Source organism: Photobacterium panuliri (genome assembly GCF_059920555.1).
Window position 1 is genome coordinate 619,477 of sequence record NZ_CP197192.1, and the last position, 23,385, is coordinate 642,861.

Below are 23,385 nucleotides of genomic sequence, written 5' to 3' on the forward strand. Positions count from 1 at the left end.
CGAACTGTGGCTATGTTGTATTGCGCAAAATTGTGATCATGTAAAATTGCGCAATTTTCCCCTCAGTGCGCAATGCGCAGTTGCCATGTGCAAGATTGCGCAGTTTATGGGTTGTTGTAAATTGCTGTATCAATTGGCTTTTGGTTGCAGTGGCGACAGTTTTTCTTTCCATTTTCCAGTTTATTTTGTTTCAAGCCGATCACATAAGTGATCACATTATTGGGGTTATAGAGGCAAATTTGGGGTTGGGTTTGATTTGGCTAAAACCAAACTTGCGTACATTACGAGGGATGGTTTCTTTAGTTCGAATCTTGGCTGCATAGCTTAGGCGCATTAAAGCATTGCGCAAAGTCCATCCACTCTTATCGTTACGTTTGATGAGAAAGATCCCCCTCTTATTGTGGAATATAAACCCATCATGGCTGATGCTTTGCCAGATTACTTTGGCTTGCTCAAAGAGGTAATAACTAGATTGGCATTTATGACCATTCAGAATGATTGCCAGGTGGTAATGGGGGCAGTCATGGGTTTGCTCTCTTGCCCAGCAGTAAGCGATTTTGTGGCATTGATAGTGTTGCTTGAGTGAGGCTATCAGCTTTTTGAGAAACATGGATATCAATAGGTTATTGGCACATGGTTCCTTGTGATGGATAGTAAGCAATACAATACTGATTTTTGAGTAGTGGCTGAGCATGCTATAGGTTTGTTCGAATGACCGTTTGAGGGCATCTTGATAGATACCTTCCGGATAGTAGAAGATGGGGTGTACAGCTTGTTTGAATACGTAATAAGCGATGTTTTTTTTGTTTATGGGGATGTGGATAGTATTCATAACAATATTATTTACCTGCAAGATCCCTTGCTATTCAGAACTCCAAAGGTAGAGGGCAACGGACATCAGCCATTTTTGAAAGCAAAGAACTTAGGGTGAACCTTTGCCTAATGTGGACAATTCGAGACATCATATGGAAAAAGAAAAGGGCTCTCGCCCTTTTCTGCCAACTTATCTTCGTTGTTGTTTGCTCCAATTGGTGATTTCTTCACAGAGCCATCCTTGTGTATAGCCCTTAGGGCTCTTCAATGGAGGGGGCAACTGGTGCGACTTGATCATGCGATACACCGTTCGTAAACTCACGCCCAATAGTTTTGCTAGCTCTTTTTTGGATACGATCCGCAGTGCTGATTGAGATACGGTTCGGGCAAAGTCAAAGTTGCTATCTTTTTTCATCCTTATCCCTTTTCTTTAATCCATCGCAATAGTTCACTGAGTCGCCATGCGCAGCTTCTTGAGCCGATCTTGATACGGGCAGGAAACAACCCTTTCTTTTCTAGTTGGTAGGCCTGTGAACGTGATATTGAGGTGATTTGCTGTCTTTCTGCTTCTCTGACCAACCTATCTATAACATCTGTTTTCATTTTGCTTTAGTTGTCTTTGTTTGTTTAAGTTATTGAAATTTTGACAAATAAAATAAACTTGTCACTAGTGCTACCTTGCTTTTAAGTAACAAAGAGAGGGGGTGGGAGGGATTTAAGAGCAAAAGTCACTGATAGAACTGGTGATATTTACCAAAGAATAAATGAAGTTTTTTTTCATGCTCAGCCATGATTTCTTTGCTTTGCCGTGTTTTGGTGAAAATGTGGTGGGGCAATACGTTCGAGATAACCTTATCAAAAGTATTTCGGCTTAAGCGGGCAAGGGGAAGTTTGTCGAACTGGTGGGTCTTTAGAAAGGCGAACAAGGCATTTTTTGATAGCGTTGAAAATTGTTTCAATGAAAACAAATGTTTTACACATCTAGCCAGTTTCTCGCATTGCTGCTGTTTGTCTTTCGATATGCATGTACCCGCAATGATGCAACGTATTCGCTTTTGGAGTGCTTGCTGGTCATCTTTACTCAACGGAAAAACGTCTGGCAGTCTTTTGCTTTGCCGGAGGCTTTCCAGCACTTGATGGAGTGCGGATTCTGGCTGTTTTAGTTTTTTTAAGTAGCAGAGAGTGAAAGCGGTGATTTCCTGCTCTTGCCGTTTTTGGGTATTTCTAGCAATGAAAGCAATGACTATTTTCTCTATCGTCGACTCGAACACTGTTTTAGGGCGCGTAGTGGGCTGAGCGTTATGACGTGCTCGAGCTAAAAGATCTTGATAGCTGGGAACTGTAATAAGGGCTTCGGGAGTTATTTGAATGAACATACAAACACCTCAGTGTACATGTGGGGGTACATATAAACAAAAAGGGGGTCTTCAATAATGAAGACCCCCTTAAAATACAGGGATTTACTGATTGTTTATCAGTTCATGCCGTATTTTTTCAGTTTCTTGCGTAGAGTACCACGGTTGATACCCATCATAGTTGCAGCACGAGTCTGGTTACCGCGAGTGTACTGCATGATAGTGTCAAGCAGAGGCTGCTCAACTTCAGCAAGTACTAGCTCGTACAGATCATCGACTTCCTGACCGTTTAGTTGAGCCAGGTAGTTTTTCAGCGACGCTTTAACAGAGTCACGAAGTGGCTTCTGTGTGATTTGGTCCTGTGAAGTAACAGTTGTTACTGTCAATGCTTCGGAAGTCAGATTTTGTTCGAACATATTCTGTAAGCTCTTCTCGTATTTATGCAACGTTGTCGAAGTAGCCTTGCAGCGCGTCGAGTTGCTGTTGGGCATTCTCGATTGCGTTGAAGGAGCGGCGGAACGAATCAGCTGTGGCCTGTTCTTTCAAGTACCAACCCACATGTTTGCGGGCGATGCGCAAGCCAAGAAAATCGCCGTAGAAACGGTGAAGATCCTGAACATGACCCAGCATGATACTGCTGACCTCGTCGGTAGACGGTGCCGGCAGGTGTTCGCCAGTTGTTAAGTAGTGGTGGATTTCCTGGAAAATCCACGGACGCCCCTGCGCAGGGCGGCCAATCATCAAGCCATCGGCACCGGTGTAATCCAGTACAAAGCGTGCCTTTTCCGGTGAATCGATATCACCGTTCGCAATTACCGGAATCGAGATCGCCTCTTTCACGGACTTGATGTAATCGTATTCTGCCTCGCCTTTGTACATACAGGCTTTGGTCCGGCCATGAAGGGCCAGTGCCTGTATGCCGCATTGTTCGGCACGTTTGGCAATATCGACACAGTTTCGGTTGTCGAGATCCCAGCCGGTACGGGTTTTCAGTGTCACGGGGACATCTACAGCATCCACAACGCTGCGAAGAATATCTTCGATCAGCTCGGGGTACTGTAACAGTGCCGAGCCAGCAAGGCGCTTGTTGACCTTCTTGGCCGGGCAGCCCATGTTGATGTCGATGATTTGGGCACCGTTCTCAACACTGAACTGCGCCGCTTCGGCCATCAGTATCGGATCGCTGCCGGCAATCTGCACCGAGCGCACCCCTGATTCACCTTCGTGCACCATGCGGTTCTGGGATTTGGCGGTTTTCCACAGGTCCGGATTAGACGACATCATTTCGCTGACAGCCATCCCCGCGCCGTAGCGCAGGCATAACTCGCGGAATGGCCGATCGGTTACGCCCGCCATTGGGGCAACTATCAGCTGGTTTTTTAGTTGATATGGACCGATCTTCAAACGTCTATTCCCGACAATGCCAGTAAGGGCGCGCATTTTACGCATTTTTTCCCTTTCTGAAAAGGCCAATAATTGAGCATTTAGGTTTTGCATTACAAAACTGTACTTTTTTCAATCAATTGGCCATTAATGCAAGAGGGAAAAGTGCTTAAGCTTTGTAGCCTGAAATACGGCACCATTCTTCGCGTGCAGCGATTGGATCAAGCGTCAGCTCGTCGCCGTAGTAGCTGGCAACGTCCTCGGCCTGGCTTTCCAGAACACCGGAAATAGCCAGTAGGCCGTCTTCTTTGACTAGGCTCTTGATCACCGGTGACAGCTCGCGAAGCGGGCCGGCCAGAATGTTGGCAACCACGACATCGGCTTGGATATCGGCAGGCTGGTCTTTTGGCAGGTAAAGCTCAAGGTTGTCGGCAACACCATTGCGCTCGGCGTTGTCGCGCGAAGCCTGAATAGCCTGCGGGTCGATGTCGATACCGATAACCTTGGCCGCGCCTAATTTCAGGGCTGCGATAGCCAGAATGCCTGAGCCACAGCCGAAGTCGATCACTGTCTTGCCAGTCAGATCTTGGCCGTCAAGCCACTCTAGGCATAGTGAAGTGGTTGGGTGGGTACCGGTACCGAATGCAAGACCTGGGTCAAGCATGACGTTAACCGCGTCTGGTTCTGGCGCCTCGCGCCAGCTAGGGCAGATCCACAGGCGGCGGCCGAAACGCATTGGGTGGAAGTTGTCCATCCACTCGCGTTCCCAGTCCTTGTCTTCGATCTGCTCGATTTTGTAGGCAAAATCGTCGGCGATCAGTGGGCTGTTCTTCAGCATATCAAGGACGATATTCATATCGGTTTCTGCATCGTACAGGCCGACCACATCGGTATCCCCCCACAGGCGGGTCTCACCCGGCAGTGGTTCGAATACCGGTGTGTCCTGAGCATCCAGGAAAGTGGCCGATACGGCACCGGTCTCTTCCATCAGCATATCGCCGATGGCTTCAGCATTTTCAGCCGTTGCGTTCAGTTTGATTTGAATCCAAGGCATGGTCTATTCGCTTATGTTAGCTACGGTTCAAGGATGCGGAGTCTAGCATGAAATTTAGGCAGTGGTAAAAAGATAGCACCCGAGGGTGCTATCTGACAGTTAGGCTTGTTGCGGGGTCGAGACCCTGACCGGCCGGGCGAGGCTGCCGCCAACGAAGGCGGCAAGGCTCAGCAGCAGGGTCGGGACAATGGCGTGGACGCCGCCCAAATCCGGCTTGGCAACAGAGAGGCCGATGTAGCAGGACAGGCCCACCGCCATGGAGGCAAACGCCCCTGTGGCCGAGGCTTTTTTCCAGTACAGGCCAAGCACCAGCGGCCATAGGAATACCGCCTGCATGCCGCCGAAGGCCAGCAAGTTGAGCCAGATGATCATATCCGGCGGGTTGGTCGCGGCAACGAAGACCAGCAGCGAGAAAATGCCGGTTACCCACAGTGACAGTTTCGGCAGGCGGCGCTCGGCCTCCTCGCCCTCTGCGGCCTGGGGGTTGATGTAATTGAGGTAGAGATCCTTGAGCAGGGTCGCCGAGGCTTGGATCAGCTGCGAGTCGATGGTCGACATGATGGCGGCCATCGGGCCGGCCAGGAAGATCCCCGCGACAACCGGCGGCAGTACCGTCATCATCAGGGTCGGCATGATCTGGTCCGGGCTGGCGATATCAGGCACGATAGCTCGGCCCAGCGCGCCGGCAAGGTGCATCCCTAGCATCAGGAAGGCCACCATCGCGGTGCTGATCACCATTCCCTTGTGCAGCGAGCCGCTCGATTTGTAAGACATGCAGCGAACTGCGGCATGGGGCAGGCCGATGACGCCAAAACAGACCAACACCCAGAAGCTGAGCATGAACGGCTGGCTGAGGAAGTTGTCGGGGCCGAACGGGCTCAGCAGCGCCGGATCGATCCGGTGTAGCTCACCCATCATCTCGCCGATGCTGCCGCCGGCGTGGACGATCCCGACCAGCAGGGCAATGGTGCCGATGATCATCATGATCCCTTGGATGGTATCGGTCATCACCACGGCGCGGAAGCCGCCGATAGTGGTGTAGAGGCCGACGGTCACCGCGAACAGCATCAGGCCGTGCTGGTAGGAGAGGCCGGTGACGGTTTGCAGCAGGCGGGCACCGCCGACGAACTGGACCACCATGGTGCCGAAGAATGCCAGCAGCAGGGCCAGCGAGGCGAAGATCACCACCCCGCGGTTGCGGTAGCGGGCATAGAGGATGTCGTTAAGGGTCAGTGCATTGTGGCGGCGGGCCTCGATGGCAAATTTCTTGCCGAGCACCCCGAGGGTCAGCCACGCGGCGGGCAACTGGATCATCGCTAGCAATACCCAGCCCAGCCCCATCTTGTAGGCGGCCCCCGGGCCGCCGATGAAGGAGCTGGCACTGGCATAGGTGGCAGCCAAGGTCATGGCGAGGACGAAGCCCCCCATACTGCGGTTGCCGACAAGGTATTCGTTGAGGAAGCCGTTGCTATTGCTGCGGCCGCGTCGTGAGTAGAGCGCCACGGCAAATACTGCCAAAAGGTATAGGACAAGAGGGATCAGCAGCTGACTATTCATTATGGCTCTCCTGCTCGATATCAAGCGGCATGTCGCGGTAGAGGTACTTGACCATCAGGCCGCATAGCACGGTGAATACGACCGGGCCGACGATGCAGGCGAGGAGGAACCACAGGGGGAAGCCCCAGTAGAGTGATGGCATGGCATTGTCAGCCCCGGCAGGAGCAAAGGCATAGGCGGAAATATACCACCAGGCAAAATAGGCCAAGGCCAGCCCAATCGCCCATTTGGCTTCCCGATGGGCTTGGCGATAGCGCGCAGCAAGCGTTTTCATGGCAAAAAGATTCCGTTGTTAAGCTTGTTGAAATGAGCACCTAGTGCCCCATTGTGCTTAATCTTCATACAAAAAAGGTGGGGTATTGTGGCAAAACTTGGCGTGAATCGCTAGGAAATGGCAGTGAATTTAGCTGCGATGGCGCCGTAGGGGTAGGGCCCAGCATGGAGGCGGCAAGAAAAAAGGCTGCCGTGGCAGCCTTTTGTAATGGCAATCAATGCATGCCGAGTTTCTTTTCCAAATAGTGGATATTGGCACCACCGTGCTGGAAGTTCTCGTCGGCCATGATCTCCTGCTGGAGCGGGACGTTGGTTTTGATCCCGTCGATGATCATTTCGCTCAGGGCGTTCTTCATGCGGGCAATCGCCACGTCACGGTTCTCGCCGTAGGTGATCAGCTTGCCGATCATCGAGTCGTAATGAGGTGGCACGGTATAGCCCGAGTAAATATGCGACTCCCAGCGTACGCCCATGCCGCCAGGGGCATGGAAGCGCTCGACCTTGCCCGGTGAAGGCAGGAAGCGAACCGGGTCTTCGGCATTGATACGGCACTCAATGGCATGGCCCTTGATCTTGATGTCATCTTGGGTGAATGACAGCGGCTGGCCGGCTGCAATGCGAAGCTGCTCTTTGATCAGGTCAACGCCAGTCACCATCTCGGTCACTGGGTGCTCAACCTGAATACGGGTGTTCATCTCGATGAAGTAGAACTCGCCGTTTTCGTACAGGAATTCGAACGTACCCGCACCGCGGTAGCCGATTTCGATACATGCACGGGTACAGCGCTCACCGATGTACTTGCGCATCTCCTCGGTGATGCCCGGTGCCGGTGCTTCCTCGACCACTTTCTGGTGGCGACGCTGCATCGAACAGTCGCGCTCGCCAAGGTGGATCGCACCGCCCTGGCCGTCGGCAATCACCTGGACTTCGATATGGCGAGGGTTCTCGAGGAACTTCTCCATGTAGACCATATCGTTGCTGAAAGCCGCCTTGGCTTCGGCACGGGTCATGGCGATGGCATTGATCAGCTCGCCCTCGCTGCGTACGACGCGCATGCCGCGACCGCCGCCGCCGCCCGATGCCTTGATGATCACCGGGTAGCCGATACGCTTGGCAATGGCCTTGTTCTTGGCTTCGTCGTCGCCCAGCGGGCCGTCAGAACCAGGAACGCATGGTACGCCGGCTTTTTTCATAGCAGAGATGGCTGATACCTTGTCACCCATCATGCGGATCGTGTCGGCTTTCGGGCCAACGAAGATGAAACCTGAGCGCTCAACCTGCTCGGCAAAATCGGCGTTTTCAGACAGGAAGCCGTAACCCGGGTGGATGGCAACGGCCCCGGTGATTTCTGCCGCACTGATGATGCGAGGAATGTTCAGGTAGCTCTCGGAGCTCTTGGCCGGGCCGATACAGATCGACTCGTCAGCCAGCAGTACGTGCTTCAGATCGCGGTCGGCTGTAGAGTGCACCGCGACCGTCTTGATGCCTAGCTCTTTACAGGCACGCAAGATACGTAGGGCAATTTCGCCTCGGTTGGCGATGACGACTTTATCTAACATAATGAACCCCGATCGGTTATTCGATAATAACAAGCGGCTGGTCGAATTCTACCGCGTCACCGTCTTCAGCCAGGATGGCAACAACAGTACCGGCTTTGTCCGATTCGATCTGGTTCATCATTTTCATGGCTTCAACGATGCATAGGGTATCACCTACGTTCACCGACTGGCCGACTTCGATAAATGGCTTCGCTTCTGGGCTTGGCGCACGGTAGAAGGAGCCGACCATTGGCGACAGTACCTGATGACCTGCTGGCGCGGCAGCAACGGGTGCGGTTTCTGCGGCTGGCGCTGCGGCAACAGGTGCTGGTGCGGCTACTGGCGCAGGGGCTGCGACAGTTTGTACCGGTGCTGCAACCTGTACGGCTGCGGTTGCGCGGCTGATGCGTACGGACTCTTCACCTTCGGAGATTTCCAGCTCAGCAATACCAGACTCTTCTACTAGCTCAATCAGTTTTTTGATCTTACGAATATCCATTTATCTTTCTCTTTATGTTCAGTTGGCGGCTGCACGCAGGCGGTTGACGGCTGCTTGCAGAGCAAAATCATAACCATCGGGCCCAAGGCCACAAATAACCCCCACTGCCTTGTCTGACAGGTAGGAGTGATGGCGGAAGGGCTCACGGGCATGGACGTTGGACAGGTGCACTTCAATAAACGGAATGCTAACCCCCAGCAACGCATCCCTGATTGCAACGCTGGTATGGGTAAATGCCGCGGGGTTGATAAGGATGAAATCAACCTTGCCGTAGGCATTATGGATTGCGTCAATCAGTACGTGTTCTGCGTTGGACTGGATGTGCTCTAGCGTCACACCGAGTTCGGTTGCCTTGGCTGTCAGATGGTCCACGATCTCGGCAAGCGACTGCTGGCCGTAGTGGCCGGGCTCGCGCAAACCGAGAAGATTTAGGTTTGGACCATTGATTAATAAAATTCGTTGATTGGTCGACATCTTGACGTTAATTCACCTGTTCTTGAGGGTTAACTCGGTAATTGTGCACGAACGTGTAAATTACCTTCCTTGTGTTCCAATTTTATCAGCCAAAGCGTGCGTGAAGTGCAATTATAGAGAATTCACAGCAAATCGCAGCAAAATACTGGTCTAATCACCACAGTTTAGAGTGAACAGCTGTACGCTGACTTAATTTTTATAAAGCGGTGGCCTATGGTTGACTATAGGCCGAATTTAGCACTATGCGTGAGTTATGTGGTGGGGGCAACCTCTTGTCGGGGATGAGGTTATCAGAGTTGGCGGTGGATCAAAAAAGCCGCTTGTAAGCGGCTTTTTTGCTGAGAGTTATAGGACTTTTTGCTTCTCGGCGATGAGTTTATCGACCACGCTCGGATCGGCCAGCGTTGAGGTATCCCCAAGCGAGGCGGTGTCTCCGGTGGCAATCTTGCGCAGGATCCGGCGCATGATTTTGCCCGAACGGGTTTTCGGCAGGGCATCGGTCCAGTGGAGGAAGTCTGGGGTGGCAATCGGCCCAATTTCCTTGCGGACCCACTCTTTGACTTCTTTGTGCAGTTCGGCGCTTGGCACTTCGCCGTCGTTGAGGGTGATGTAGGCGTAGATAGCCTGCCCCTTGATGTCATGCGGAACCCCGACAATCGCGGCCTCGGCGATTTTGTCGAAGGCAACCAGCGCCGACTCGATTTCGGCGGTCCCCATCCGGTGGCCGGAAATGTTCAGGACATCGTCGACCCGGCCGGTGATCCAGTAGTAGCCGTCCTCGTCACGACGGGCCCCGTCACCCGTGAAATACATCCCCTGAAAGGTCGAGAAGTAGGTTTGCTCGAAGCGCTCGTGATCGCCCCATAGGGTCCGCATCTGGCCGGGCCATGAATCAATCATTACCAAGTTGCCCTCGGTAGCACTGTCGAGGATGTTGCCCATGTTGTCGACCAGTGCAGGCTGGACGCCGAAGAACGGACGGGTAGCCGAACCGGGTTTGAGTGCCGTGGCCCCCGGCAGCGGGGTGATCAGGATCCCGCCGGTCTCGGTCTGCCACCAAGTATCGACAATCGGGCAGCGGCTGTCGCCGATGGTGCGGTGGTACCATTCCCATGCCTCCGGGTTGATAGGCTCGCCCACCGAGCCCATGATCCGCAGCGAAGCGCGGTTGGTGCCGGTAATGGCTTCCTCGCCCTTGGCCATCAGGGCGCGGATAGCGGTCGGTGCGGTGTAGAGGATATTGACCTGATGCTTGTCGACTACTTCGCACATGCGGCTGGTGGACGGGTAGTTGGGGACGCCTTCGAACAGCAGGGTGGTGGCCCCGTTGGCCAGTGGGCCGTAGACCAGATAGCTGTGTCCGGTGATCCAGCCGACATCAGCGGTACACCAGTAGATCTCGCCCTCTTGGTAGTCGAAGACGTGTTTGAAGGTCATGGTGGCGTAGACCAGATAGCCCCCAGTGGTGTGCAAAACACCCTTGGGTTTGCCGGTTGAGCCGGAGGTATAGAGGATAAATAGCGGATCCTCGGCGTTCATCGCCTCGGGCTCGCAGTGGGTCGAGGCCACCGCCGTGGCGTCGTGCCACCAGACATCGCGCTCGCTGTGCCACTCGATAGCCCCGCCGGTACGCTTGAATACGATAACTTTCTCAACACTGGTCACGGCCTTGTTGGCCAGCGCATCATCGACATTTTTCTTGAGCGGGACACTGCGCCCGCCACGAACACCCTCATCAGCCGTGACCACGACCTTGGCATTGGAATCGGTGATCCGGCCGGCCAAGGCTTCAGGCGAGAAGCCACCGAAGACAATGGTATGGACGGCTCCAATCCGGGTACAGGCAAGCATTGCCACGGCGGCCTCGGCGACCATCGGCATGTACAGGCAGACGACATCGCCCTTGCGCACGCCTTGGCTCTTTAGGGCGTTGGCGAATTTGCAGACCTGCTCATGCAGTTCGCTGTAGGTCAGGGTCGCATCATCGGCCGGGTCGTCGCCTTCCCAGATGATGGCTGGCTGGTCGCCGCGGGTGGCGAGGTGGCGGTCGAGGCAGTTGGCCGAGACATTGAGGGAGCCGTCTTCGAACCACTTGATACTGACGTGGCCGGTATCGAACGAGGTGCTCTTCACCTTGGAGTAAGGTTTGATCCAGTCAACAATCTGGCCGTGCTCGCGCCAGAACCCCTCTGGGTTGATGACGGATTGCTGGTACATTTCGCGGTACTGTTCGTCGGTGATGTGGGCGCTGGCTGCGATATCCTGATTGACTGGATACACATGAACTTCACTCATCCTATTCTCCTTGTGCTCCGTTGGTGCCCCTTCTGGGCCGGATTCTTCTCTGTGTTATGTAGGGCACGCTAGTGCGGGTGTCTCGTTTCAGGGTTGCCCCGTGTTCTCTTTAACTTCCGACAGAACGGCGCAAGCCTCAATTAGACTTTAGGATGAGATGGTAAAAAATGTGCGTCAATCACCGCCGTTGCAGTGCGATTGCAGGGAAAAACTAGCCTTCGAACATGCTTCATTTATTGATTGCCCGACCGCTAAGGCGGTGCGGATTAGGCCGCAGGCCGCGAAGGGGATGGGAGATCGCCGTGTTTTAGCCTGATGTAGATCATTGCTGCGGCAATAGCGTCTTGGAGGGCGTCGTGCCGAACCAGAACCGGCAGGCCAAGATGGCGGCTGATGGCGTCTAGGCTTAGGTCGAAGCAAGCATTGGGCAGTTGGCGCTCGAGCTGTTGGTGGTAGAGGTGGCTGACCTCGATCTGGGTATTGGGCAGCGGGAAGCCGAAATAGCGGCGGAAGTAACGATCGAGGATCGTTTTGTCATAGCGGATATGGTAGCCCACCAATGGCCGGTTGCCGATAAAGTCCAGCAGTTGGGATAGCGCGACTTTTTCGCTGACACCGTGGCGAAGATCCTGATGCCGCAGCTGATGGATGGTCACGGACTCTGCATCGAGACTGACAGGGGCCTTCAGGGTAATTTGTAGTGATTGGCTGGTCAGGATCCGGTTGGCTTTGATTCGGGTGGCGGCAATGGTGACCAGTTCGGCACGTTGCGGATCGAGGCTGGTCGTTTCGCAGTCGAGCGAAACCAGTTCGTCGCCTTGGTAGCGTCTGAACAAGGGACGGAAGGGGGAGCCTGCCAGTTTGTGGTACAGCCAGTAACGGTGCAGAACGTTCATAGGAAAGGCCTCGCGGTTGCCGGTTCAATCCCGGATCTGGTAGTGGTAGCCGAGCCATTGCTTGAACTTCTTGACCACATGCAGGCTATGGCGGAGCAGGTCGCGCTCGGCCCGGCTGATCTGTTCTAGCCGGAGGTGCTGGAGCATGCCGCCAGCGTCCTGTTCCAGCTGTTGGCGTAACCGGAGCTTGATGAATAGTTTGAGGGATTCGGCGAGGTTGGACGCGGTTTGGGGCTCCAGCACCTTGCGTTCGGCGAGCTGTTCAATACGGCTGAAGGTATTGGTCACCGCCACCCCGTACTCGAGGGACAGCGCCCTGATCCCGTGGATAATGGGGAACATGCCGCCCTGCTTGATATCCAGCCCCTGCTTGCCGGCCTTGAGGTTGCCGAACAGAGACAGCGGCAACTGGAAATGCAGGGCGGGTCGGGTAAAGGCGGAAAGCAGCAATTCGTGTTCGGCCATATGCAGGTTGAGGCGTTCATGCAGGGGGGGGAGCAGCGAACGGTTACCTGCCACGGCATGGCTGTCGGCGAGGATGGCCAGTTCCATCATTGCGTTGCCGTCACCGCGACGGATCAGGGCGTCCAAGGTGTCTAGCCATTGGGACTGGGACTTGACCCATTTCGGATTGTTGACCATGACCTGCCCGGGGCACAGCGGGTAGCCCAGCTGTTGCAGGGTCTGGGTGAGTGTTGCCATCACCTGCGGTAATGCCGGCCAGTCGATGCCATCTTCGAGGATCAATGCGTTGTCTTGGTCGGTCTTGAGGATTTGCTCGCCTCGCCCCTCCGATCCCATGACGACGAGGCAGGAATGAGCGTGGAGCGGCTGCGGGACCACGAGCTGAAAGGCTTTTTCGATGATTTGTTCATTGAGCGCGGCGATCAGCTCCATCACGAACCGGGTGTGGATACCGTTATTGAACAAGGTCGCGACCAGCCTCTGCTGGCTGCTGGCAGCCACCGCCAGCTCGTCGACGGTGGTGGCGCGGGCGATGCGCAGGGTCAGGACGTGGGAGTGGGTCGAGAACAGGCTGAGAATTTGGGTTAGGCTCAGCATTCCGGCCAAGTCGTCCCCCGCCATGACGGCCACCCGCTTTATCTTGTGGCGGGTCATTGCCAGCATGGCATTGAATAGATAGTCGCCCTTGGAGACGCTGACGACCGGGGTGGTGGCGACCTCCCCAACCTCTGTGTGGTGGGGCAGGCCATCAAGCATGACGGCATGGAGCAGGTTGGTTCGGGTCACGATCCCGATGCCGTTGTCCAGCGTGACCAGGGCAGAATCCATTTTCTGTTGGTGAAGCTGCTCGGTTGCGGCCTGGAGGCTGCATGTTTGCGCGAGGATCAGGCATGGCTGGAGGTTGCCGTTATCGATCCTAGTGAGGATGAATTCGGCAAGATTCTGTTGCTGCTGGGCATGTTCCAGCAGCTGTTGTCGGCGTGCCAGACTGGTGTCGAAGTAGGCGGCAAACTGATGGTTGCCACGGTAGAGCTCGACGAACAGCTGGCGCGGAAGCAGGTAGCAGAGGGTATCCTCGATAGCGACATAGCGGTGGCGGCTGGTGCCCTCCAGTTGGGCTCGGACATCGAACAGGTCATCGCTGGTGTAGTGGGCATAGATTTCATTGCTGCCGGCAGGAGAGGGGCTGCTTTCCTCGACACTGCCTTTGATAATGATATACAGCGCCTCGCAATGCTCTCCGGCTTCTATAAGGGTTTCTCCGTGGCGGAAGTAGGCGACATCAAGGGCGCCTACCAGCTGTTTCCGTTGGCTATTGCTAAGCCGGTTGAACGGGGGATGGCTGGTATCAAAGCGCTCGGTCATGGCGGCACTCCTTGCTAGCTGCTAGCGTATGGGGATAGCGGTACTCCTTGCAGTGTCTGCTTCTTCGAAAGAAAAAGACAGACGACTTTAGTCTAGCCCCACTATAAAAGGGGAAAGAACCGTGGTTGATAATTTCGTTGGGAGGCGGGGCGGTAATAGGCATAATAGCCCCGCCGTGGGCCGGAGGCCTGTCGGTATATTTCCCCTGCATCTACTCTACCAATAGGACATGGCATGTTTCGTAGTAGCCCCTTCGGCTGGACCGCACAGTATCTGGTCGGCTTTTTCTTCAATTATGGTGTCTATCTTCCTTTCTGGGCTCTGTGGCTCAGCCATCTTGGGGTCAGCCCTGCGGACATCGGCTTGCTGCTCGGTCTGGGCTTTGGCGTTCGCTGTATGGCTAACTTGGTACTTACACCGCGGATCCACAAGGTTGAGCACCTGATCCCGGCGCTGCGCGGTTTCGGTTTTGCGGCGTTGCTTAGCTGTATCGGTTATATCTACTGTGGCGGCAGCCTATGGGCACTGGTGGCGATGACGGTCATCTATAACATGATGGTCGGCCCGATAGTGCCGCTCTCCGATGCGCTGGCCAATTACTATGCCAAGGAAGGGCATCTTGACTATGGCCGTACCCGTTTGTGGGGGTCGATTGCGTTTATTGCCGGTTCGACCGTGGTGGGCGTCTTGGCCAAGGCTTACAGCCCTGCGGTTATCCCTTGGGTGGCTCTGGCCGGTTTGATGGCGGCCTTGTTGCTGTCAATGCGCCAGCCACAAGTGGTACCGGTATCCGATGCGGACAGCCATAGCCAGCCCCGCCCGGCTTTGCTGCACCTGATGCGGGATCCCAAGGTACTGCGCTTTTTGACTATTATCGCCCTGCTGCAGGGAAGCCATGCTGCGTACTACAGCTTCAGTACTATTTACTGGAAGGGCGCGGGCTACAGCGAAGATGTGATTGGTTACCTGTGGAGCTTCTCGGTGGTGGCTGAGGTAGCCGTGTTTGCGTTGAGCCAGCGGTTGTTTGCTGGGTGGAGCGTAATGGCGATGTTCCGTCTCGCGGCTGTCGGTGTTCTGGTTCGCTGGGGGATGACGGCAAGCATGATTGAGCTGCCGATCCTGGTTGCGGTTCAGGCCCTGCATGGGGTGACGTTTGCCGCGGCGCACTTGGCGACAATCCGCTATATCCAGCAGGCGGACAACAGCAAGATGGTGGCCTTGCAGGCACTTTACAACGCCTTGCCGATGGGGGCCTTTATGGCATTGATGACCGCACTGAGCGGCTGGCTGTTCGAGTTGTGGGGCGGTGATATTTTCTGGCTGATGGCGGTGATGGGGATCCCTGCGCTGTTTATGAAGATTGAGCGCGCACCGCAGGCGGTTGCCGAGGTGAATCGCTAACAGACCTTTCCTGCTGCTGGCTCCCCTTGTTACGGGTTGCTGACAAGAAGAATTGTGATCCTGCTGATTGGTCGTGGCCCGGGGTTTGGTTACACTGGGTCACATCAATAACGTGTTACCAATTTGCTAAGGATGGCATATATGGCACAAGGATGGCTTGTCGTGCCCGTGACATTGGCCTATCTCGGCCTATTATTTGGGGTTGCGTGGTATGGCGACCGCCATAAGCAGTGGCTGGCCCGCTGGCGGCCATGGATCTACAGCTTGTCCATTGCGGTTTACTGCACCTCATGGACCTTTTATGGCACTGTCGGCCAAGCAAGCCGCGATGTCTGGTCCTTCCTTCCTATCTACCTTGCCCCGATCCTGGTCTTTACGCTGGGGTGGCGGATTATTGCCCGCCTGATCCTCATAGCCAAACGCGAGCACATCACCTCTATTGCCGATTTTATCGCTGCCCGTTACGGCAAGTCGCAGTGGCTGGCGGTCTGGGTGACCCTGATTGCGGTCATCGGGATTCTGCCTTATATCGCCCTTCAGCTACGGGGGATCACGCTCGGGCTTGAACAGGTTGCCCCTGCATTGGGGGAAAAACTGCTGTCCCCTGCGGGATCCGCCGCAAGCGGCGGGCCGGTCGATATCGCTTGGGTTGTCACCTTGGCATTGGCGCTATTTACGGTGTTGTTTGGGACCCGGCATATCGATGCCACCGAACACCACCGCGGGATGATGATGGCGGTGGCTTTTGAGTCCTTGGTGAAGCTGGCGGCCTTCTTGGTCGTTGGTTTTTTTGCGGTCGGCCTGTTGCTCGATGTCCCGCTGCTTGGTCAAACCGCGATAGATCTGCTGGTATGGGATACCCCAGATTTCGGTAGCTTGCTGATCCATACCTTGTTCACGATGGCGGCAATTATCTGCCTCCCGCGTCAGTTCCATACCACTGTGGTGGAAAATGAGCGGGCGCAGGATCTCCACCGAGCCCGTTGGATATTTCCTGGCTACTTGGTGCTGATGGGGATCTTTGTGATTCCGTTGGCATTGGCCGGGCAGATTTGGTTGCCTGCGATCTCGCCGGATACCTATGTGATCAACCTGCCGTTGATGCAGGGGGCGGATGGCATCGCCTTGCTGGCTTTTGTCGGCGGTACATCGGCTGCCAGCGGCATGGTGATTGTTTCGACTATCGCCTTGGCGATTATGGTTTCCAATGATTTGGTGCTGCCGTTGTTGTTGCGCCGCCTGAAAGTCACCGGACGTAACTTTCAGGCATTCTCCGGTATTTTGCTCAATGTACGGCGCGGCCTGATCCTGTTGTTGCTGCTGGCGGCATGGGGGGTCTATCGTATTCTCGGCGACATTCCCTCGCTGTCGGCGATCGGCTGGTTGTCATTTGCGGCCATTGCCCAGTTCGCCCCTGCCTTGCTGGGGGGGATTTATTGGCGCGAAGGGAACAGAAACGGTGTTTACGCGGGGTTGCTGGGCGGTATTGCGATCTGGGTGGTGACCATGATGGGCCAGACTGACATGCTGGCGGGGACGTCGCAGAGCAACATCCTGCTGTGGCTGCTGATGCCGCCACGCCTGCCCGGCCTTGCTGGTCTGTCGATGGTGGATTGGGGGATGCTGCTTAGTCTGGTGGTTAACCTTGCCCTGTTTGTCGGGGTGTCGCTGTTGACCCGTTCGACCCTCACCGAACGGCTTCAGGCTGCATCGTTTGTTGGGGCGCCGTTACCGGAAAACGGTGATGCCAGCCTGTACCAGACCCGGGTGACGGTTGCCGAGCTGGAAATGCTGGCGGCCCGTTTTGTCGGGCGCAAGCGGGTTCGCTTCGCCTTCCAGCACTACAGCGAGCAGCATCAGGTGCTGATCCAGCCGCAGATGCAGGCTCCGGCGGGCTTGATCCGCCATACCGAGCGGGTGCTTGCCGGGGTGTTCGGGGCTTCGTCGGCACGGTTGGTGCTGACCTCGGCCCTGCAGGGACGGAAGATGCAGCTCGAGGAAGTCGCCACCATTGTTGATGAGGCTTCCGAGCTGTTTGATTTTAGCCGGGGGTTGTTACAAGGGGCGATAGAGCATATTAATCAGGGCATTGCGGTTGTCGACAAGCAGTTGAGGCTGGTGGCGTGGAACCAGCGCTACCTTGAGCAGTTTACCTTCCCTGCGGGGTTGATTCAGGTCGGCAGGCCGATTGCCGAGGTGATCCGCCACAATGCCCAGCTTGGGCTCTGTGGGCCTGGCGATCCCGAAGCGCATGTTGCCAAGCGGGTGGAGCACCTCAAGCGGGGAACAGCCCATACCTCCTCGCGGATCCGTGCCGATGGGCAGGTTATTGAAGTGCAGGGCAACCCGATGCCCGGCGGCGGATTTGTAATGAGTTTTACGGACATAACCGAGTTCCGCAATGCGGAGCAGGCACTCAAGGAAGCCAATGAAACCTTGGAAGAGCGAGTGCGCCAGCGTACCAGCGAGCTGGAGCGCCTCAACCGGCAACTGGTGTCGGCCACCCAGCAGGCGGAGCGTCAGGCACAGTCGAAGGGGCGTTTTCTGGCCGCGGTCAGCCATGATCTGATGCAGCCTCTCAATGCGGCGCGGCTGTTCTCGTCGTCGTTGGCCGAGGTGGCGGTGGACGGCGAGGCGGCGACACTCTCCCGCCATATCGAAAGTGCGCTCGGCGCGGCGGAAGATTTGATCGGAGACTTGCTTGATGTGTCGCGCCTTGAGGCCGGCAAGCTATCGGTTAATGTACGTCCTTTTCGGCTCAGTGAGGTTTTCGATACCTTGAGTGCCGAATTTGGTGCCTTGGCGAAATCGCAGGGGATCCAGTTTGAGGTTGTGGCCAGCAAGGCGGTGATTGAGTCCGATCCCAAGTTGTTGCGGCGCGCATTGCAAAACTTCCTGACCAACGCGTTCCGCTATAATCCGCGTGGTCGGGTGGTGCTGGGGACTCGTCGGCGTGGGCAGCGGCTGCAGATCGAGGTGTGGGACAACGGTCCGGGGATCCCTGAAGAGAAACAGGCGCATATTTTTGAGGAGTTCACCCGGATTGAGCAGAGTACCGCTGAGCACGGGTTGGGGCTCGGGCTGGCGATTGCCCGTGGCATCAGCCGGGTGCTGGACCATCCATTGTCGCTGCGATCATGGCCGGGGCAGGGCACGGTGTTCTCGTTGTTGGTCCGGTGTGGTTGTTTGTCCGATGTTGCCGCGCCATCACAGGAGCTGGCCCCGAAGATTGCACCGCTGGCTGGCCTGAAGGTTCTGTGCGTTGATAACGAGCCGGATATTCTGATCGGGATGGAGACCTTGCTGTCGCGTTGGGGATGTGAGATCCGGCTGGCAGAAACGGTTGCGGATGCGATGGCCCGGCTTGACGATGGCTGGCAGCCTGAGGTGGTGCTGACCGATTACCATCTGGCTAATTGCCAGACCGGGTTGCAAGTGCTTCAGCAGTGCAGTTTGCGGTTGGGGCCGATATTTCGCGGGGTGGTGATCAGCGCCGACCGGACGACGTTGACGCGCGAGACAATCGAGGGCCACGGCTTTACCTTTATCAGCAAGCCGGTCAAGCCGCTTAAGCTAAGGGCGTTGCTGAACAGGCAGGTTCCAACTCGGCAGGTGTAGCAGACATTTGGCCGAGCTGCCTTCGGCGAAGGGCTGCTTTATGGGGAGCCATTGATATAACAAGGCCCGGCATTTGCCGGGCCTTGTGTTTTTCAGGGCGAGTTAGCCGAGGTGGCCGACGACCGAGATACTGCGGTTGTCGGGGATCTCGTTGAACGACAGCACATGAAGGCCGCGGGCACAGATCCGGGCATAGCGAGCCAGCAGCGGGCGTAGCTGAGGCATAACCAGAAGCAGTGCCGGATAACCGTTGAGGCGCATGTTGTCGAGCGCTTCGGGCAGGCTGCGCTGGAGTTTTTCGATAACCCCCGGCTCGAGGGTAAAGCCGTCAAGCTGGACATGGCCACCGGACTGGGCCTGGCTCAGGGCTCCGAGCAGGATGTTTTCCAGTTCGGCCGACAGGGTCAGGGCCGGAATGTCCAATCGGGCTCCGACCAGGTTGTTGAGGATCACCCGGCGCAGTACGCAGCGCACATCGGCGGCCAGCAGGATTGGATCTTTGGTCAGCTCGGCCGATTCGACCAGCGAGTTAGCAATGGTCACCATATCGGTCAGCGGCACGCCGTCAACGGTTAGCTGGCGGAATACCCGCAGCAGTTGCTGGTTGGTCAGCTTCTGCTGAAGATCGTCAGAGAGCTTGCCATTGAGCGAGTTGAGTCGCTCAAGGATACCGTTGACCTCGTCAGGGCCGAGAATGTCTTCGATATGGTCGTTGATCACCTTGCTGACATGGGTCGAGATAATCGTTGCGTGGTCAACCACGGTATAGCCGAGGTTGACGGCTTTGTCTTTGTCGTTTGGCGATATCCAGACCGCATCCATCCCGTAGGCCGGATCCTTGGTGATGATACCGTTGACCTCACCGTAGACCTGGCCCGGGTTGATAGCCAGCAGCTTGTCGATTTCGACATCGGCGGAAACCGCGACGGCGCCGCGTACCATAATCTGGTACTGGCAGGCATCAAGGGCGAGATCATCACGAATATGAATATGCGGGATCACAAAACCACGTTGTTCGGTCAGGGTCTTTCGGATACCCAGTAGACGGTTTAGCAGCTCGGCACCTTGCTGGCGGTCAATAAGGCTGACCAAGCGGTAGCCGACACTCAGGTTCATGGCGTGGACAAAAGGGATGTCGCTGACGACCAGCTCTTTGGTTTCCGGCTGGACGTTTTGCTCAACGATTTCCTCTGCGCGTAACAGATCTTCGTTGTTGACCTCGGGCTCTTGGAAGGTATGCATCCGCCAACCGGCGAAACCGACCACGGCACTGAAGCACAGGAAGGCCATGTGCGGCATGCCCGGGATCAGGCCGAGTACCAGCATGATGCCTGAAACCACGAACAAGACGGTTGGCGAAGCCAGCACCTGTCTAGAGATTTGGTCCGATAGGTTGTCGCTGTCAGCAACACGGGTCACGATAATCGCCGCGGATGTTGCAAGTAGCAGTGATGGAATCTGGGCAACCAGGCCGTCACCGATAGTCAGCAGGGCGTAGGTCTGGAAGGCATCGCCGAAGGTCAGGCCATGCTGGAACACACCAATGCTGATACCGCCGATGATGTTGATGAACAGGATCAGCATACCGGCCACGGCATCGCCGCGGACGAACTTGGACGCACCGTCCATTGAACCGTAGAAGTCCGCTTCCTTGGCGACTTCTTCACGGCGTGTCTTGGCAGCAAGGTGATCGATGATCCCGGCGTTGAGGTCGGCATCGATAGCCATCTGCTTGCCCGGCATCGCATCGAGGGTAAAGCGCGCGCTTACTTCGGAAATACGCTCACCACCTTTGGTGACCACCACGAAGTTAATGATCATCAGGATGACGAACACCACGGCACCAACTACGTAGTTACCGCCGATCACCACGTCACCGAAGGCCTGGATTACCTTACCGGCGGCATCGCCGCCGAGGTGGCCTTCAAGCAGTACCACACGGGTCGAGGCGACGTTCAGTGCCAGTCGGAGCAAGGTAGCAACCAGCAAGATGCTAGGAAATACCGAGAAATCCAGCGGCTTGCGGCTGTAGACACTGACCAGCATCACCAGTAGCGCGAGCACGATGTTGAAGGTGAACAGCATATCCAGCACCATCGGCGGGATAGGCAGCATCACCATGGCAAGGATGGTCATCAGCAGCAGCGGGATCCCGAGCTGCCCTTTGGCCAGAGCCTTGAAAACAGGGGCTAGTTTTTGTTTCATAGTCTCAGTTTATGTCCGTTAACGGCGCAGTTCCCGAGGAATTGAAATCCTTGGGAACTCAGGTTTGCTTGGTTGCCTGCCCTTGCGGTATTGCTCCATCTGGAACACGAAGGTCAGGATATGGGCAACAGCCACATACAAGGGGGCAGGGATTTCCTGCCACTCGTTGGTGGAGTAGTACACGGCCCGCGTCAGTGGAGGTACCTCTACCACTGGTATCTCATGCTGGCGGGCGATGCCCTGCATTTGCAGAGCGCTATGATCCAGAGCCTTGGCGATGACATAGGGGGCCTTCGCTTTGGTTAAATCGTATTTCAGAGCCACGGCGTAATGGGTCGGGTTAGTGATCACTACGTCGGCCTGGGGGACGGTATTGACCATCCTGCGCTGGGCCATTTGGCGTTGCAACTGGCGGATCCGGCCTTTGATTTCCGGGTTACCATCAGTGTTCTTGTGTTCCTCTTTGGCTTCCTGCTTGGTCATCTTGAGCTGTTTGGTGTAATCCCAGCTTGAATAGGGCATTTCCAATATCGCAATCACCAGCAATGCAATGCCGAAGCTGAGCAGGCCGGACAGCAGAATATCGACACTTTGGGCGATGGCACTGTTGAGCGGAAGGCGGTGGAGCGCCATCATCTTATCGAGGTTGCTGTCGATCAGCTGGTACAGGGTACCGGCAATCAAGGTGACCTTGAGGATACTCTTGATCAGCTCCACCATCGACTTGGCCGAGAACATTCGCTTGATCCCGCTGATTGGGTTGAGCTTCGACATTTTCGGTTGTGCTGCCTTGCCAGACAGGTTCCAGCCGCCGCGAATCACATTGCCCAAGACAGAGATAGCCATCATCAGGGCCAGCATCGGGACAATCGCCTTGAGCATGATGATACCGCTGGTGCCGAGGTGAACCAGCATCATGGCCGGATCGAAGGCTGCCTCGCGGTCCAGCGAGAGATTGAGCTCGCTGACGGAGACGGACATACTGGCCAACTCGCGGGAGAACGCCCCGATAAGCAGGGCACTGCCTAGGATCAGGAGTGCCGTGACCAATTCGCGGGAACGGGGGAGGTTACCTTCCTCCCGCGCCTTGCGGATTTTCTGTTGACTGGGCTGTTCCGTTTTGTCCTGACTACTGCTCTCACTCATCAGACGCCTCCTTCTAGGTAGCGCATCAGCTCAAGCGTTTCGCTACACAGTTGAACGAAGTTTTCCGGTATTCCGGAGTTGGAAATCAACAGGCACACCAAGCCGAGCAGCATGGTCATCGGGAAACCGAGGGCAAAGACGTTGAGCTGCGGCGCGGCGCGGTTCATCATACCGAACGCCCCGTTGACCAGCAGCATGGCAGTGACGGCCGGCAATGCCAGCAGCAAGGCGGCAGCCATCATCCAGGTAAAGCGCAGCGCAAGGGTTTGCAGCGCTGCCTGACTCATGAACGTGCCGACCGGCCAGACATCGAAACTGCGGACGAAAATTTCCAGCGCGACCAGATGCCCGTCCAGCGACAGGAACAACATGAACGTATAGAGCTGGTAGTATTTACCCATCGCCGGAACACTGACCCCATTGACCGGGTCGTTCATCATCGCCATGCCCAGACCCATCTGCATGGATAGAATCTGGCCCATAGTGGTGAAGACGGCGAACAGCAATTCGAGCTGTAAGCCGAGAAGGACGCCGATCAGCACCTGTTGGCCGGCATAAATTATCGCTTGGGCTGAGAGGGGATCGACCTGTGGCATTGCAGGCATCAATGGTGCCGCGATGATGCTGATGAGCATCGCCAGCCCGATCCGGATCTGGACCGGCATACTGCTGCCACCGATGATCGGCATCGCCATCAGGGCACTGCCCAGACGAACGAACGGCCACCAGATTTGGCCGAGCCAGGCGGTAAATTCAGCTGCGGTGAAATCGAACATGGTCAGCCGATAAGGTGTGGGATATTGAGAAACAGCCGGGTAAACAGGTCGCTCAAGGTACGCAGTAGCCACGGGCCGGCAAAACCGAGCATGGCAAGGGTGATCAGCAGCCTCGGGAGGAAGCTCAGGGTTTGTTCGTTAATCTGGGTGGCGGCCTGGAATACGCTGACAACCAGACCCACAAGTAGGCTCGGTACGATAAGGACCGATACCATGCTGACAATGATCAGCAGGGCATCACCAAAAAATGTCGCTACAAATTCTGAACCCAT

General features: G+C 55.8%; 21 protein-coding genes. 2 read left to right on the top strand and 19 right to left on the bottom strand.

The window, feature by feature from the left end; genetic code table 11:
* Positions 1 to 211 precede the first annotated feature (211 nt).
* The 15 genes from ACSF8X_RS03080 to ACSF8X_RS03150 all read right to left on the bottom strand — a co-directional run bounded on the left by ACSF8X_RS03080 (position 212) and on the right by ACSF8X_RS03150 (position 13,967).
* The gene (locus ACSF8X_RS03080; protein WP_500850676.1) at positions 212 to 832 is read right to left on the bottom strand and encodes a YagK/YfjJ domain-containing protein; all 621 of its coding nucleotides are present in this window, start codon (positions 830 to 832) and stop codon (positions 212 to 214) included.
* 171 nt (positions 833 to 1,003) lie between these two features.
* Positions 1,004 to 1,228, bottom strand: coding sequence for a helix-turn-helix transcriptional regulator (locus ACSF8X_RS03085; RefSeq protein WP_500850677.1), 225 nt, complete (start codon positions 1,226 to 1,228; stop codon positions 1,004 to 1,006).
* A 2-nt stretch (positions 1,229 to 1,230) separates the two neighbouring features.
* Complete coding sequence (locus ACSF8X_RS03090) at positions 1,231 to 1,416, bottom strand: helix-turn-helix transcriptional regulator (RefSeq protein ID WP_500850678.1); 186 nt, start codon at positions 1,414 to 1,416, stop codon at positions 1,231 to 1,233.
* A gap of 125 nt (positions 1,417 to 1,541) precedes the next feature.
* Positions 1,542 to 2,189, bottom strand: coding sequence for a hypothetical protein (locus tag ACSF8X_RS03095; RefSeq protein ID WP_500850679.1), 648 nt, complete (start codon positions 2,187 to 2,189; stop codon positions 1,542 to 1,544).
* A 98-nt stretch (positions 2,190 to 2,287) separates the two neighbouring features.
* A complete protein-coding gene (gene fis / locus ACSF8X_RS03100) occupies positions 2,288 to 2,584 on the bottom strand; it encodes a DNA-binding transcriptional regulator Fis (RefSeq protein WP_005372656.1) in 297 nt (98 codons plus the stop codon).
* Positions 2,585 to 2,606: 22 nt separating this feature from the next.
* Positions 2,607 to 3,572 carry a tRNA dihydrouridine synthase DusB gene (dusB, locus tag ACSF8X_RS03105; protein WP_500851135.1) on the bottom strand — a complete coding sequence of 322 codons (966 nt, stop codon included), beginning with the start codon at positions 3,570 to 3,572 and terminating at the stop codon, positions 2,607 to 2,609.
* A gap of 148 nt (positions 3,573 to 3,720) precedes the next feature.
* Positions 3,721 to 4,605 carry a 50S ribosomal protein L11 methyltransferase gene (gene prmA, locus ACSF8X_RS03110; protein WP_500850680.1) on the bottom strand — a complete coding sequence of 295 codons (885 nt, stop codon included), beginning with the start codon at positions 4,603 to 4,605 and terminating at the stop codon, positions 3,721 to 3,723.
* A gap of 99 nt (positions 4,606 to 4,704) precedes the next feature.
* The gene (gene panF / locus ACSF8X_RS03115) at positions 4,705 to 6,162 is read right to left on the bottom strand and encodes a sodium/pantothenate symporter (protein WP_047878428.1); all 1,458 of its coding nucleotides are present in this window, start codon (positions 6,160 to 6,162) and stop codon (positions 4,705 to 4,707) included.
* Entirely contained in the window at positions 6,155 to 6,436 is a 282-nt protein-coding gene (locus ACSF8X_RS03120; RefSeq protein ID WP_047878427.1) for a YhdT family protein, read from the bottom strand. Before ACSF8X_RS03120 ends, panF begins: the two co-directional genes overlap by 8 nt.
* A gap of 214 nt (positions 6,437 to 6,650) precedes the next feature.
* The gene (gene accC, locus ACSF8X_RS03125) at positions 6,651 to 7,994 is read right to left on the bottom strand and encodes an acetyl-CoA carboxylase biotin carboxylase subunit (protein ID WP_047878426.1); all 1,344 of its coding nucleotides are present in this window, start codon (positions 7,992 to 7,994) and stop codon (positions 6,651 to 6,653) included.
* Between the two features lie 16 nt (positions 7,995 to 8,010).
* Complete coding sequence (gene accB / locus ACSF8X_RS03130) at positions 8,011 to 8,472, bottom strand: acetyl-CoA carboxylase biotin carboxyl carrier protein (RefSeq protein WP_047878425.1); 462 nt, start codon at positions 8,470 to 8,472, stop codon at positions 8,011 to 8,013.
* An 18-nt stretch (positions 8,473 to 8,490) separates the two neighbouring features.
* Positions 8,491 to 8,946 carry a type II 3-dehydroquinate dehydratase gene (aroQ, locus tag ACSF8X_RS03135; RefSeq protein WP_047878424.1) on the bottom strand — a complete coding sequence of 152 codons (456 nt, stop codon included), beginning with the start codon at positions 8,944 to 8,946 and terminating at the stop codon, positions 8,491 to 8,493.
* 345 nt (positions 8,947 to 9,291) lie between these two features.
* Entirely contained in the window at positions 9,292 to 11,241 is a 1,950-nt protein-coding gene (gene acs, locus ACSF8X_RS03140; RefSeq protein WP_500850681.1) for an acetate--CoA ligase, read from the bottom strand.
* 266 nt (positions 11,242 to 11,507) lie between these two features.
* Positions 11,508 to 12,137 (bottom strand): 3'-5' exonuclease, encoded by a 630-nt coding sequence (locus tag ACSF8X_RS03145; protein ID WP_500850682.1) that lies wholly within the window; start codon positions 12,135 to 12,137, stop codon positions 11,508 to 11,510.
* A gap of 24 nt (positions 12,138 to 12,161) precedes the next feature.
* On the bottom strand, positions 12,162 to 13,967 hold the full coding sequence (locus ACSF8X_RS03150) for a DUF294 nucleotidyltransferase-like domain-containing protein (protein WP_500850683.1): 1,806 nt from the start codon (positions 13,965 to 13,967) through the stop codon (positions 12,162 to 12,164).
* Positions 13,968 to 14,201: 234 nt separating this feature from the next.
* Here ACSF8X_RS03150 and ACSF8X_RS03155 point away from each other — a divergent pair, with 234 nt between their 5' ends.
* Entirely contained in the window at positions 14,202 to 15,368 is a 1,167-nt protein-coding gene (locus ACSF8X_RS03155; protein ID WP_047878420.1) for a 3-phenylpropionate MFS transporter, read from the top strand.
* Between the two features lie 141 nt (positions 15,369 to 15,509).
* Entirely contained in the window at positions 15,510 to 18,986 is a 3,477-nt protein-coding gene (locus tag ACSF8X_RS03160; protein ID WP_500850684.1) for a PAS domain-containing hybrid sensor histidine kinase/response regulator, read from the top strand.
* A 102-nt stretch (positions 18,987 to 19,088) separates the two neighbouring features.
* Here the strand turns inward: ACSF8X_RS03160 and flhA are convergent, their stop codons facing one another.
* Genes flhA through ACSF8X_RS03180 form a run of 4 tightly spaced genes read right to left on the bottom strand, consistent with a single transcriptional unit; the run spans position 19,089 to position 23,385 of the window.
* Entirely contained in the window at positions 19,089 to 21,191 is a 2,103-nt protein-coding gene (gene flhA, locus ACSF8X_RS03165; protein WP_047878418.1) for a flagellar biosynthesis protein FlhA, read from the bottom strand.
* Between the two features lie 18 nt (positions 21,192 to 21,209).
* The gene (gene flhB / locus ACSF8X_RS03170) at positions 21,210 to 22,337 is read right to left on the bottom strand and encodes a flagellar biosynthesis protein FlhB (RefSeq protein WP_047878417.1); all 1,128 of its coding nucleotides are present in this window, start codon (positions 22,335 to 22,337) and stop codon (positions 21,210 to 21,212) included.
* Complete coding sequence (gene fliR, locus ACSF8X_RS03175; protein ID WP_500850685.1) at positions 22,337 to 23,113, bottom strand: flagellar biosynthetic protein FliR; 777 nt, start codon at positions 23,111 to 23,113, stop codon at positions 22,337 to 22,339. The genes flhB and fliR overlap by 1 nt, the downstream gene beginning before the upstream one ends.
* Before the next feature lie 2 nt (positions 23,114 to 23,115).
* The gene (locus tag ACSF8X_RS03180) at positions 23,116 to 23,385 is read right to left on the bottom strand and encodes a flagellar biosynthetic protein FliQ (protein WP_047878415.1); all 270 of its coding nucleotides are present in this window, start codon (positions 23,383 to 23,385) and stop codon (positions 23,116 to 23,118) included.